11 protein-coding genes are annotated in these 13,147 nt (G+C 73.3%); 10 read left to right on the forward strand and 1 reads right to left on the reverse strand.

Features of this window, described 5'->3' with window-relative positions; translation table 11 throughout:
• From STRTUCAR8_RS41330 to STRTUCAR8_RS41365, 8 genes are all read left to right on the forward strand, one after another.
• A partial coding sequence (locus STRTUCAR8_RS41330) for a glycosyltransferase family 4 protein (protein WP_006382379.1) occupies positions 1 to 721 on the forward strand: 721 nt, incomplete at its 5' end.
• On the forward strand, positions 718 to 2,166 hold the full coding sequence (locus tag STRTUCAR8_RS41335; protein ID WP_044473780.1) for an exopolysaccharide biosynthesis polyprenyl glycosylphosphotransferase: 1,449 nt from the start codon (positions 718 to 720) through the stop codon (positions 2,164 to 2,166). The genes STRTUCAR8_RS41330 and STRTUCAR8_RS41335, both read left to right, overlap by 4 nt.
• Before the next feature lie 5 nt (positions 2,167 to 2,171).
• Entirely contained in the window at positions 2,172 to 3,518 is a 1,347-nt protein-coding gene (locus STRTUCAR8_RS41340) for an O-antigen ligase family protein (RefSeq protein WP_006382375.1), read from the forward strand.
• Positions 3,515 to 5,302 carry a murein biosynthesis integral membrane protein MurJ gene (gene murJ / locus STRTUCAR8_RS41345; protein ID WP_044473781.1) on the forward strand — a complete coding sequence of 596 codons (1,788 nt, stop codon included), beginning with the start codon at positions 3,515 to 3,517 and terminating at the stop codon, positions 5,300 to 5,302. Before STRTUCAR8_RS41340 ends, murJ begins: the two co-directional genes overlap by 4 nt.
• Positions 5,238 to 6,038 (forward strand): polysaccharide deacetylase family protein, encoded by an 801-nt coding sequence (locus tag STRTUCAR8_RS41350; RefSeq protein WP_078507473.1) that lies wholly within the window; start codon positions 5,238 to 5,240, stop codon positions 6,036 to 6,038. The genes murJ and STRTUCAR8_RS41350 overlap by 65 nt, the downstream gene beginning before the upstream one ends.
• Before the next feature lie 5 nt (positions 6,039 to 6,043).
• A complete protein-coding gene (locus STRTUCAR8_RS41355) occupies positions 6,044 to 7,198 on the forward strand; it encodes a glycosyltransferase (protein ID WP_006382373.1) in 1,155 nt (384 codons plus the stop codon).
• A complete protein-coding gene (locus STRTUCAR8_RS41360; protein ID WP_006382378.1) occupies positions 7,195 to 7,842 on the forward strand; it encodes a YveK family protein in 648 nt (215 codons plus the stop codon). The genes STRTUCAR8_RS41355 and STRTUCAR8_RS41360 overlap by 4 nt, the downstream gene beginning before the upstream one ends.
• Positions 7,839 to 8,987 carry a GNAT family N-acetyltransferase gene (locus tag STRTUCAR8_RS41365; protein ID WP_006382377.1) on the forward strand — a complete coding sequence of 383 codons (1,149 nt, stop codon included), beginning with the start codon at positions 7,839 to 7,841 and terminating at the stop codon, positions 8,985 to 8,987. Before STRTUCAR8_RS41360 ends, STRTUCAR8_RS41365 begins: the two co-directional genes overlap by 4 nt.
• Before the next feature lie 22 nt (positions 8,988 to 9,009).
• Here STRTUCAR8_RS41365 and STRTUCAR8_RS41370 read toward each other — a convergent pair whose 3' ends face one another.
• Positions 9,010 to 10,347, reverse strand: a complete 1,338-nt coding sequence (locus STRTUCAR8_RS41370) for a glycoside hydrolase family 26 protein (protein WP_179200542.1) — start codon at positions 10,345 to 10,347, stop codon at positions 9,010 to 9,012.
• Between the two features lie 202 nt (positions 10,348 to 10,549).
• On the opposite strand from STRTUCAR8_RS41370, the gene STRTUCAR8_RS41375 reads away from it, so the two are divergent.
• Both STRTUCAR8_RS41375 and STRTUCAR8_RS41380 read left to right on the forward strand, forming a co-directional pair.
• A complete protein-coding gene (locus tag STRTUCAR8_RS41375) occupies positions 10,550 to 11,851 on the forward strand; it encodes a carboxylate--amine ligase (protein ID WP_006382374.1) in 1,302 nt (433 codons plus the stop codon).
• Positions 11,851 to 13,119 (forward strand): NAD(P)-binding domain-containing protein, encoded by a 1,269-nt coding sequence (locus STRTUCAR8_RS41380; RefSeq protein ID WP_006382381.1) that lies wholly within the window; start codon positions 11,851 to 11,853, stop codon positions 13,117 to 13,119. The genes STRTUCAR8_RS41375 and STRTUCAR8_RS41380 overlap by 1 nt, the downstream gene beginning before the upstream one ends.
• Positions 13,120 to 13,147 lie beyond the last annotated feature (28 nt).

Genomic DNA, 13,147 nt, shown 5'->3' on the forward strand with positions numbered 1-13,147 from the left:
CGCCGAACGGGCCACCGGGGTCCGGGCCGGGATCACCGGCCAGTGGCGGGTGATCCCGAACGGCATCGACACCGAGCGTTTCCATCCCGCGCCGGCGGCCTCCGTACGAGCGGGGATCCCGCTGCTCGCGGAGGTCGATCCGGCCGCCCCGCTGGTCGTGTGCGTGGGGCGGCTGTGCCGGCAGAAGGGGCAGGACGTGCTGCTCCGGGCGTGGGACGAGGTCGCGCGGCGGGTGCCGGGGGCCCGGCTCGTGCTCGTCGGTGACGGGCCGGACGCCGGCCGGCTGCGGACCCTCGCCCCCGACTCCGTGCTGTTCGCGGGTGCCGTCGCCGATGCCGTCCCCTGGCACCGGGCCGCCGATCTGGTCGTCCTGCCCTCGCGGTGGGAGGGCATGGCGCTGGCGCCGCTGGAGGCGATGGCCTGCGGGCGCCCGGTGGTCGTCACCGATGTGGACGGCGGGCGCGAGTCTCTGCCCGCCGCTCTCGCACCGCGTTGTCTGGTGCCGGCCGAGAACCCCGCCGCGCTCGCCGGGACCGTCTCCGAACTGCTGCTCGATCCCCCGCTGCGTGAGTCGCTGGGGCAGCTGGGGCGCCGGCACGTCCTGTCCGCGCACGACGTCCGGCACACCGCCGAGGCCGTCGCGGGCGTGTACCGCGAGCTGATCACCGCGCACGCCGTGCGGCCCGTGCGCGCCGAGTACAGGGAGTCCATCCACTCGTGACTGCGGAAAGTACCGTCCCCTCCCCCGGCGGAGGGCCGCGGGAGCACAGGTTCTCGTCAGTGTCGGCCGTCTCGGTCATCCCGCCCCGCGAGTCGGTCGGTGGCTTCAGATTCCCGGCCGGCCGGCGCCCCGCGCTCCGGCCGGCCTCCCCGCTGCCGCTGCTCGCCGCGGACGGCATCGCCGCCCTGCTCGGCGTCCTGGCGCTCACCGGGCCACAGCGCCACGCCGTTCTCGTCGGCGCGCTGCTGATCGGCGTGGTCGCGCTGAACGCACGGGCCTCGCTGTACCGGCCGGAGTCCGTGCCGGCGTTCCTCGACGAACTGCCCGCCGTCTGTGGCCGGATCGCGCTGGGCTGGCTGTCGCTCGCGGCCCTGGTCGGGGCGATCGAGCCCGCCGACGCGCTGTCCGCGCACACCCTGGTCGTGGGCTGCGCGGTGCAGGCGACGGTGAGCGCGGTGGGCCGCGCGACCATCCACTGGCGGCGGCGCCGGGCACTGCTGCGCCGACCGCACACCGCCCTCGTCATCGGACCGGCCGGCACCGCCCGGCGGGTGGCCACCGCGTTCCTGCGCCACCCGGCGTGCGGGGTACGGCCGGTGGGACTGGTCACCGACCACCCGGACGGCGTGGCGGGCCTGCCCGTGCTGACCACCGGCGAGGAGGTCCAGCGGGCGCTGATCCAGAACGGCGTCCGCGCCGTGCTCACCGTCCACCCCTCCGTACGGGCCGAACAGGGGCCCCTGCTGCGGGCGTTGGCGGAGTCGGGCTGCACGCTGTGGGAGATCGACGCCGAGTCGCCCTCGTACGAGAGCGCGGAGCGGCTCGCCGGGTTCTCCTGCCGGCGGCTCGCCATGGGCCCGGACCGGCCGGGCAGCCTCGGCAAGCGGCTGCTCGACGTGACGGTCTCCGGGACACTGCTCCTGCTGTTCTCGCCGTTGCTGCTGCTGTGCGCGGTGGTGCTGCGGCTGACCGGCGGGCGGGGCGTCGTCTTCCGGCAGGAGCGCATCGGCAAGGACGGGCGGCCCTTCACCCTCCTCAAGTTCCGCACCCACCGCCCGGTGAACGAGATGGAGTCGGCGACCCGCTGGAGCGTCGCCGACGAGCAGCGCATGAACTGGTTCTGCCGACTGCTGCGCCGCACCTCGATGGACGAGCTCCTCCAGCTGTGGAACGTCCTCTGGGGCGATATGAGCCTCGTCGGGCCGAGGCCCGAACGCCCTTACTTCGTGGGCAAGTTCAGCCAGACCTACCCCGGCTACGCGGCCCGCCACCGGATGCAGACCGGGATCACCGGGCTCGCCCAGATCCACGGGCTGCGCGGTGACACCTCGATCGAGGACCGCTGCCGGTTCGACAACGCCTACATCGACAACTGGTCGCTGTGGCAGGACATCTGCATCCTGCTGCGCACCGCCGCCACGCTCGTCCGCCCGACAGGAAGCTGAGCGCAGTGAGCCACAGCCCCGCATGGCCGTTGCCGCGCCGAGTGCCCTTCGCGCACCTCGCGTCGTTCGCTCCGCTCCTGCCCGTGCTCCTGGTGGTCGCCCTGCTCGCCCTGCCGGCCGCGCAGGGTACCGACGGCGGGGCGACCCCGGCCGACGCGGTCTCCGGTCTTGTGGTCCTGTACTGCGCGATCCGGCTCGTACGGGAGCGGCGGCGCCCCCTGTCCCGTACGGCCGCCGTGGTGCTCGGGCTGCCGGTGATCGGGCTCGCTGTCGCGGCCGTCGGAGCATCCTCACCGGCGGCCGGGATCGGCGGCCTGGGACGCTACCTCCAGATCTTCGTCCTGGTCCCGGTGGCCGTGGTGCTGCTCATCCGGGACCGGCGCGACTTCCGGGTGCTGGCCTGGGCGTTCGTCGGGTTCGCCCTGTTCCAGGGGGCGGTCGGGGTGCACCAGTTCGTGACCGGGACCGGCGCCTCCTACCAGGGCGAGGAGATCCGGGCGGTGGGCACCTTCGGGCCCGCCGACGTGATGGGCATGGCGACTGTCGTGGCCTTCGGACTGATGTGCGCGCTGGCGCTGGCGCTGGGGTCGGCCGCCGCCCGGCAGCGGGCCGTGGCCGCCGGCTGCGCCCTGCTGCTCCTCGCCCCGCTCGCCGTCTCCTTCAGCCGGGGCGCCTGGATCGCCACGGCGGCGGCCTGCACGCTGCAGCTGATGCTGGCCGGGATGCGGCGCGCACTGAAGGTGGGCGCAGTGGTGACCGCGTCGGCCGTGATCCTGGTCGGCGGCCTCGGCCTCGGCTCGGCGATGCTCCAGGAGCGGATCAGCAGCATCACCCAAGTCACCGACGCACCCGACCAGTCGGTGACCGACCGGTACACCATGTGGGCGGCGGCGACCGACATGTGGAGCGAACACCCGCTCACCGGCGTCGGGTTGAAGGGCTTCCCCGAACACCGTGACGGACACGCCTCGTTGGCCCTGTCCTCGGGCAGCGACACGGAGGGCGCGGGCGCCGCGTTCCGCAGGCAGCCGCTGCTGTCCCCGCACAACATGTATCTGCTGGTGCTCAGCGAGCAGGGCCTCATCGGGCTGCTGGCCCTCGGGGGCAGCTGGCTGGCGCTGCTGGTGTGCGGCCTGCGGGGTCTGGTGCGGGCCCGGCGGTCGCAGTCGCGGTCCGGCGGCGGGCTCGACTGCGCCCTCGTCGCCTGCGGGCTGCTGATCTGGCAGCTGATCGACTTCCTGTACGCCGACATCGGCGGACCCGCGACCGTACTGACCGCCGTCCTCTTCGGGCTCGTCGCCTGGTGGGCCCTCGTCGGCGGCGACGACGTCCCCGAGGCCTCCGCGCGATGAACGCGACGCCGCCTCGGGCCGAGGGAGAGACCAGGGTGACGCTGCCCGCGGCACGCGCCGCTTCGCCGGTATCGAAGGGAAGCGGAGAGGGAGACGGAGGGGACCACGACCCCGGCAACGGCGGCAACACAGGCGGCGATCCCGCCGAACTCGCCCCCGTTTCCCGCAAGTTCCTCGCCCAGGCCACGCTCATCACGGCCGTCCTCTCGGTCGCGGGCGCCCTGCTCGGGCTGATCCGGGACCAGTCGCTGGCCCGGCTGTTCGGGGCCGGCAGTGACACGGACGCCTTCCTCGTCGCGTGGACCGTGCCGGAGTTCGCGGCGACGCTGCTCATCGAGGACGGGCTGGCCTTCATCCTGATCCCGGCGTTCAGCATGGCGCTGGCCCGCCGAGCCCAAGGTGCCCCGGGCGACCCGGTGCGGGCGCTGGTCGCCACGACACTGCCCCGGCTCACGCTGGCGTTCGCCGCGGTCGGCGCACTGCTCATCGCCACCGCCCCCTACCTGGTCGAGGCGCTCGCCCCCGGCCTGCCCGACCCGTCACTCGCCGTGGACTGCACCCGCCTCACCGCCACCTGCGTCTTCAGTTTCGGCCTCGCCGGGTACTGCAGCGCGGCCCTGCGCGCACACCGGCGGTTCCTGGCGCCGGCGGCGATCTACGTCGCCTACAACACCGGCATCATCACGGCGATGTTCGTGCTGGGCCCCACCCTGGGGGTGCGCTCGGCGGCGGTCGGGGTGGCGGTCGGCGGCGCGCTGATGGTCGTCACCCAACTTCCTTCCGTTCTGCGGCAGTTGCGGCGACGCAAGTCGGCGGCGCCGGACGAGATCGTGGCGGAGGAGACATCGGCGGCGCCGATGGCGTTCGCGCTGGTCGCACCGGTGCTGCTCTTCGCGCTGACCCGGCAGTCGCAGGTGCTCGTCGAGCGGTTCCTCGCCTCCACCCTCCCCGCCGGGGCCATCTCGCACCTGAACTACGCGCAGAAGGTGGCGCAGATCCCGATGACGCTGTCGCTGATGCTGTGCACGGTCACCTTCCCGGTGGTCGCGCGGGCCATCGCGGAGGGCGACACCGAGCGGGCCCGCAGCCGGGTGGAGCGGGATCTCGCGCTGGCCGCCTGGGTGGTGCTGCTGGGCGCGGGCACGGTGATCGCCTGTGCGCCGCAGATCATCGAAGTCCTCTTCCAGCGGGGCGCGTTCACCCCCGCGGACACCGAGGCGACCGCCGCCGTGATGCGGGTGTACGCGCTCGGGCTGCTCGGGCACACGCTGGTCGGCGCGCTCATCCGCTCGTACTTCTCCTCCAACCGGCCCACCTGGTACCCGTTGGCCGCGATGACCGCGGGCATCGTCACGACCTCGTGGATCGGCGCCTGGACGGTCGGTCCGTGGGGGGTGTGCGGGATCGCCGCCGCCAACGCCGCCGGGATCACGCTGTCGGCAGCGCTGCTGCTGTACGGGATGGGTCCGCGCAGTGTGCCGATCCGGACCCGGCAAGTGGTCGTCGAGCTGAGCAAGCCGGTGCGCGCGGCGCTGTGCGCGACGGCCGCCGGGGCGTTCGTGACCAGCCGGATCGACGGGCCGGTGGCGGGACTCGCCGCCGGTACGGCGACCGTGACCGTCGTCTACTTCCTGCTCGGCCGGCTCATGCGGGCCCAGGCCGTGCAGAGCTTCGTCCTCGCACTCCGTTCCGCACGCTCCATGACCCGGAGGCTTCCGTATGTCCGCAAGCGCACCCGCGCCCACGCCCGCCCCCGTCCCCGACGGCGCGACCGGGTCCGCTGACCGCGCCCGAAGAGCCGCCCGCGCCGGTTCCGTCCCCTGGGTGGCGATGTACCACTCGGTGGGCGACTGCTCGGACGACCCGTACCGCATCACGGTCACGCCCGAGCGCCTCGACGCCCAGCTGCGGTGGCTGCACCGGCGCGGGCTGCGGGGAGTGGGCGTGGCCGAACTGCTCGCCGCCCGTTCCCGGGGTGAGGGGCGCGGGCTCGTCGGGCTCACCTTCGACGACGGGTACGCCGACTTCGTCACCGACGCCCTTCCGGTACTGGAGCGTTGGAAGTGCGGCGCGACCCTCTTCGTCCTGCCGGGACGGCTCGGCGGGGAGAACGCCTGGGATCCCCTGGGTCCGCGCAAACCGCTGCTGACGGCGGACGGCATCCGTGCCGTCGCCGGAGCCGGGATCGAGATCGGGTCGCACGGGCTGACGCACGTCGACCTCACGAAGGCGGACGACGAGCTGCTGCGCGCCGAGGTCGCCGAAAGCAGAGCGCTGCTCTCGGAGTTGAGCGGTGCTCCGGTCGACGGGTTCTGCTATCCGTACGGGACGGTCGACCAGCGGGCCGCCGACGCCGTGAAGGCGGCCGGGTACGGATACGGCTGCGCGATCGACCCCGGGCAGCTGAACGGCGTCCATGTCCTGCCTCGCGTGCACATCGGCGAGAACGACACCGCCGTACGCCTCCATCTCAAGTACCGGCTGCACCGGCTGCGGCGCCGGCCGGTCGAGGGAGCGTGACGGCGATGAAGGCCCTGCACATCATCACCGGCCTCGGAGTCGGCGGCGCCGAGCAGCAACTCCGGCTGCTGCTGCGGCACTTGCCGGTCGACTGCGATGTCGTGACGCTCACCAACCCGGGCTCGGTCGCGGACGGTCTGGTCGCCGACGGTGTCCGGGTCGTCCACCTCGGCATGGCCGGCAACCGGGACCTCGCCGCCCTGCCCCGGCTGGTGAACGTCATCCGCTCGGGGGGCTACGACCTCGTGCACACCCACCTCTACCGGGCCTGCGTGTACGGCAGGATCGCCGCGCGGCTCGCGGGCGTACGGGCGATCGTCGCCACCGAACACTCCCTGGGCGACTCCCAGATGGAGGGGCGGCGGCTGACCACCGGGGTCCGCGCGCTGTATCTCGCCGGGGAACGGCTCGGCCGCACCACCGTCGCCGTGTCCCCCACGGTCGCGGAGCGGCTCCGCCGCTGGGGTGTGCCCGCGCCGCGTATCGAGGTCGTCCCCAACGGCATCGACCTGGCCCGCTTCCGCTTCGACCCGGAGGCCCGCCGCCGCACCCGCGAGCGTCTCGGGCTGCCCGAAGGGGCGTACGTCGTCGGCGGCATCGGCCGGCTCGCGCCGGGCAAGCGCTTCGGTGACGTCATCGAGGCGCTGGCCCAACTCCCCGACGACTACTGGCTGTTGCTCGTCGGAGGCGGCCCCGAGGAGCAGGTCCTTCGGCGCACCGCGCGCGAGGCGGGCGTGGCCGGCCGGGTGCTGTTCACCGGCGAACGGCCCTGCGTACCGGACGGCACCCCCGGCCCCGACCTGCCCTCCCTCACCGCCGCGATGGACCTGCTCGCCTCCCCCTGCCCGGAGGAGGCCTTCGGCCTCGCGGTCGTGGAGGCACTGGCCGCCGGGCTGCCCGTCCGGTACGTCTCCTGCCCGGCGGTCGAGGACCTGCCCTCGGAGGCCGCCGAGAACGCCCGGCGTGTACCCAGGGGCGCGGACTCCTTCGCCCGCGCCCTCGCCGAGGCCCGCGCGCTGGGCCCACAGGACCGCACGCCTCCCACGGCGGCCCACCACTACGACATCACCCGCAGCGCCGCCCAGCTGATGAACGTGTACGCGGCGACCGCTTCTGCCATCAACCAGTCCCCGTCACCTCAGGGAGCCCCATCCTCATGACCGAGAACGCCAGCAGAGCCCCCCGCCTCACTCCCCGCACCCGCACCCTGCCCCCCTGGTCCCTCCTCGTGGCCGGCGCGGTGCTCGGCGGCCTCCTCGGTGGCGCCTACGGCACCCTCAAGGCGCCCACCTACACGGCCACCAGCTACGTCGTCGCCGTACCGACCGAGAAGTCCGACCCGGCGTCCGCGCTCGGTTTCGCCCAGGCCTACGGCCGGGTCGCCACGCAGCTCGCGGTGCTCGGGGACGCCCAGGTGTGGGCGGGCGTGCCGGTGTCGACGCTGCGGTCGAGCGTGCAGACAGCGACCTCGCCGGACGCGCCCATGGTCGCCGTCTCGGCCACCTCCACGCGCCGCGACCTCGCCGCCGACATGGCGAACGCCGTGGCCCGTTCGCTGACCCGGCACGCCAACGACACCAAGGCGTCGACCCACGTGGAGCTGCTCCAGTTCTCGCGCGCGGTCAAGCCGGCCGAGCCGTCCTCGGCCCCGGCCGCGGTGACCGGCCTGGTCGGCGCGAGCGCGGGCGGGCTGCTCGGCGGACTGGTGCTGCTGGTACGGCCCCGGCGACGCACGGAGGAACCGGCGCTCGCGGCCTCCGTACCGGGCCCGGCCGTCGCCGCCGACGCACACGGCCAGCTGTGACCGTCACGACCACGGGCGCCCTGCGCGCCGAAGTCGTCAGCGACGAGACCGCTTTCGCCGAACTCGCCCCGGCCTGGGGCCGGTTGTACCGGCGGTGCGGCGCTGCGACCCCGTTCCAGAGCCATGCCTGGCTGCACTCGTGGTGGCTGTCGTACGGCGTCCCGGGCCGGCTTCGGATCGTCGTGGTCCGCGATCCGGAGGGCGAACTCCTCGCCGCCGCCCCGCTGATGCGCGTACACCGCCCGCTGCCCGCGCTCGTGCCGCTCGGCGGCGCGATCTCCGACTACGGTGACGTGCTCCTCGACGACGACGCGGCCGACGAGGCCGCCGCCGCCCTCGCCGAGGGACTCTCCGACGCCGCCCGTACCGCGCTGATCGATCTCCGCGAGGTCCGGCCGGGTGGCGCTGCGGAACGCGTGTACGAACGCTGGCGTGGTCCGCGCCGCCAGGTCAGGGACTCCGTGTGCCTGGAACTGCCCGCCGTCTCGATGGACGGCCTGGTCTCCCGCCTCCCCGCCTCGAAGGCCCAGCGGGTCCGCGCCAAGCTGCGCAAGCTGACCGCGCTCGGCGTCGAGCGCCGCGTCGTACGCCCCGACGAGGTCGACGCGGCCCTGGCCCGTCTGCTCGAACTGCACCAACTCCAGTGGCAGGGACGGAAGGTGACGTCGGAGCATCTCCAGCCCCGGTTCCGTGAGCACCTCGCCCGGTCGGTCGGGCCGATGGTGCGCTCCGGGGACGCCGTGGTCACCGAGTTCCGTCTCGACGACAGCGTGGTCGCCGTCGATCTGACGCTGCTGTCCGGGCGCCTCGCGGGCGGCTATCTGTACGGCGCCCATCCCGGCCTGCGGAAACGGAAGGCGGACGTCGCCGTGATGCTCCTCGACGCCTGCGCCCAGCACACGGGGGCCGGCGGACACGCCACGCTGAGCCTGCTGCGCGGTGACGAGCCGTACAAGCACCACTGGCGTCCCGAACCCGTCGTCAACCAACGGCTTTTGCTGGCCCGGCGGCTGACGGCACCGCTGATGTCGGCGGTCGTGTGCGATGTCGCCGCCCGCAGCCGGGGCAAGGAACTCCTGCGCCGGCTGCGGGAACGCGACGGGAACGGAAGCAAAAGCGGCGGCGACGGTGGCGGCGGACCGTGAACGACCCGCCGCCACCGGGCGGTCACCGGTTGCGCGACCACCAGTCGAACTTCAGGCAGAGCTTCCCGCCCATCCAGTACTCCACCCAGTCGCCCAGGTCCAGCGGCGAGCAGTTGGGCGGCGGCAGCGGCACGGGCGGGGTGACCGGGTCCGTGGGCTTCGGCGGCTCGGGGGTCGGTACCGGTGTCGGTACCGGCGGCACCGGTGTCGGCACGGTCGGCTCGGTGTCCTTACGCCCCGTCAGGATCTGGCGGTACACCTCGGACGCCTTCGGATTGCTCCCGCACTGCCACACGCCGTGCGGGCAGTAGTCGGTCAGCGTGTTGTACAGCGGCTTGTGCTCGTCCATCCACGCGAGCATGCGCCGCATGTACTCCGGATTGTCGCCGTTACGGAAGAGTCCCCATTCCGGATAGGAAATGGGCTTTCCGTGCGCCTTGGCGAAATCCACATGCGCCTGAAGTCCGTAGGGCTCGCTCACCTGCTCGTCGAATGACAGGCCCCGGGGCTGGTCATACGCGTCCATGCCGATGATGTCGACCGTGTCGTCCCCCGGATAGCACTGCGGCCACGGAATGGCGTCCTTGCCCCGGGTCGGATTGAAATCGAACCGGAATTTCTGGCCCGGCACCGCCCGCATGGTGGTGACGATCCTGTTCCAGTACCTCTTCCAGGCCTCCGGGTCCGGCCCGCAGCGATGGGTGTACGTGATGCCGTTCATCTCCCAGCCGAGCACGATCACCGTGTCCGGGATCTTCAGGTCGACCAGCCGCTGGGCAAGGGCACGGAAGTGGTGATCGTAGAGACCGGCCGCGCCGCGCCTCAGCTGCACCTGGACCTGACGGTCGGAGACGCCTTCCTCGTTGCGCTCCAGCATGGGCACGTTGAGGACGAACAGCCGGTCCTCCTCGGCCCGTCGCCAGTCCGCCCACACGTCGAGGAACCCGGGCAGCCCCTCGATGTTGCTCCACCGGTCGCCCGGCAGGTAGGTGTGCCCGACCTTGAGATCGGCACCGCCCAGCCAGCGGCTGAGCTCGGCGATCCTGGCCGTGCCCCGGGTGCCGTCGTAGTCGACGTACGCGCCGAAGGCGGGAAGCCGGGGCGGCTCGGGGGGTTCCGGCGGCTCGACCTTGGGGGGTTCGGGAGCCACCGGGGGCTCGGGAGTCACCGGCGCGACCGGCGCCACGATCCCGGTGGGCGGTGTCGGCTGCGTGACCGTGTCCGGTGCGGGGACGGGAGGATCGGCCACCCCCGCGCCCACGGCGTGTCCCGGCCCCGTCGCCAGGACGGCCGACGCGGCGACCGCGGCCGCCAGGAACGCCAGCCGTCCGGTGCGGGCCCGTCGCTTGTGTGGGGCCATGCCTGCTCCTTCCTCCACGCGCGTACTCCCTGTTCTCACACTGCCTGTTTTCGCGCTGCTTTCCGCACTGCCTGTTCTCGTCCTGCCTTTTCACCTACTGACACTCAGTCATATGAGTATGAATCCCGCCACCGCGCTTGAGACTTTCGAGTGTTCCGCTCGCCCGCACGAGTGAACCGACCCGAAGGAAACCCAAAAACACATGTCCGTGTCGCTGCTCGACACCCGCGTCCCCGCCGTCCTGGTGCGGACCGACCGGAATCCCTTTCACCACGGAACTTTGGGCGCCGTACGCTCTCTCGGCCGAGCGGGCGTCGACGTCCACCTGATCGCCGACGTCGCCGGAAGTCCCGTACGCAGATCCCGCTTCGTACGCCAACTGCATCCACCGCCGCCGCCCGGCGCGGCCCCCGCCGACATCGCCCGTGCGCTGCTGCGGGTCGCCTCCCAGATCGCGCGGCCCGCCGTGCTGATCCCGCTCGACGACGCGAGCGCCGTCGCGGTGGGCCGGGCCCGGGCCGAACTGGCGCCCGCCTTTCTGCTGCCGGAGCAGCCCGGCGCGCTGGCCGAGCGGGTGGCCGACAAGGCCGAACTGGCCGAACTGTGCGCGGCCGTGGACGTGCCGCACCCACTGACACTGATCCCGGACAGCGCGGCCGACGCCGCCGCCTCGGCCTGGCACCTCGGGCTTCCGGCCGTGGCGAAGTGGAGCCGGCCCTGGCTGCTCCCTGCCGACAGCGACCTGCGCAGCACGGTCGTCGTGCGCGCGGCCCGGCAGGCGCGCGAGCTGTATCTGAGGACGGAGGAGGCGGGCAGCCGACTGCTGCTCCAGGAGTTCCTGCCCCAGGGCCCCGACCTCGACTGGTTCTGCCACGGGTACGCCGACCGCACCGGGACCGTGCGCGGCGGCGGCCCCGGCCGCAAGCTGCACGCCTGGCCGCGGGGCGCCGGGCTGACCGCGGTGGGCCACTGGACACCGAACGCGTCGGTACCGGCGCTCACCGAATGCCTGATCGGCGAACTCGGCTACCGGGGCATCTTCGACCTCGACTTCCGCCGCTGCGCCACGACCGGCGCCTACCACCTCCTCGACTTCAATCCGCGCCCCGGCGCCCAGTTCCGGCTCTTCACTGACTCGGCCGGCCTGGACGTCGTACGCGCCCAGCACCTCGACCTGACCCACCGTCCACTGCCCGAGGGGGCGGCCCGGCCCGGGCGGGCGTTCGTGGTCGAGAACTACGCGCCGCTCAGCGCACTGCGTCCGGCGCCGGCCGGCCGCGAACTGGCGTGGCACGCCCCGGACGACCTCGCGCCCGGCTGGGCGATGTGGGCCCTGTGGGCCCGGCACGCCGCCCGCCGTCTGCCGACGCGACTGCGCCGGCTGTGCGAACGGCCGGGGCCGGACGACACCCGGGCACGCGTGGTCCGGCAGGCGGTGGCCGACGCACCGCAGCCACTGACCGACGGCTCCCTTCCCGACGACGAGAAAGCGAACAGTTACTGATGTACGACCTGCTGGTGGTGGGCGCGGGCCCCTACGGCCTGTCCATCGCCTCCCACGCCGCCGGCGCCGGGCTCCGGCTGCGTGTCCTCGGCCGGCCCATGGCTTCCTGGCGCGACCACATGCCCCGGGGCATGTACCTCAAGTCGGAGCCGTGGGCGTCGAACCTGTCCGACCCCGACAACCGCTGGCGCCTGGACACGTACTGCGCCGGTCAGGGCGTCGAGGCGCGGCACGGGCAGCCGATCCCGCTGGAGATGTTCGCCGCGTACGGCCAGTGGTTCGCCCGCAACGCCGTCCCCGAGGTCGACGAACGGACGGTGACCCGGGTGACGCCCGTCGCCGGGGGCTTCGAGGCGGTGACGGAGGACGGCGAGACGGTATGCGCCCGGACCGTCGCGCTGGCCGTCGGTGTCCTGCCCTTCGTCGAGATCCCCGGCGCGCTGCGCGGCCTCGGTGCCGACCTGGTCTCGCACAGCAGCCACCACAGCGACCTCGACCGCTTCCGCGGCCGGGACGTCACGGTGATCGGCGGTGGCCAGGCAGCCCTGGAGACGGCGGCCCTGCTTGCCGAACAGGGCACGCGGGTACGGGTGTTGGCCCGCGCGGAGCAGCTGAACTGGAATGACGTACCGCCGCCGTGGGAGCGCCCCTGGTGGCGCTCGGCCCGCGCCCCGCACAGCGGCCTCGGCTGCGGCTGGCGCAACTGGTTCTACTCCGAACGCCCCGGCCTCTACCACCGCCTTCCGGAACCCACCCGCGCCCGCATCGCCGCCACGGCCCTGGGCCCGGCGGGCGCCTGGTGGGTACGCGACCGCGTCGAACCGGCGGTGGAGGTCCTCCTCGGCCAGGAGGTGGCGGAGGCAAGGGAGTTGACGGGCGTCGGCGGCGGCGTACGGCTGGACACGGTGACCCGGTCCGGCGAGCGGCACTCCCTGGAGACCGAACACGTCATCGCGGCAACGGGGTTCAGGGCGACCTGCGACCGACTGGGCCTGCTGGATCCCCAACTTCGGTACAACCTCGGCGCGTTGGACGACGGTTCCCCGGTGGTCGGTCGGCACTTCGAGTCGTCGCACCCCGGTCTGTTCCTGGCGGGCCTCGTGACGGCGTCCGGCTTCGGCCCGGCGATGCGCTTCGTACACGGCGCGACGTTCACCGCGGAGACGCTCGTACGAGGGGTACGGCGCCGGCTTCGGGCGGGGACCCCGACCGGCAGGGCGACGGTGCCGGGGCAGGGGCGGCGCGAGGGGGTTCGCTCCGCGGGGTAGGCGGTTCGTCCGCTCCGGGCCGGGACTC

This window comes from Streptomyces turgidiscabies Car8, from assembly GCF_000331005.1.
Classification (GTDB): domain Bacteria; phylum Actinomycetota; class Actinomycetes; order Streptomycetales; family Streptomycetaceae; genus Streptomyces; species Streptomyces turgidiscabies.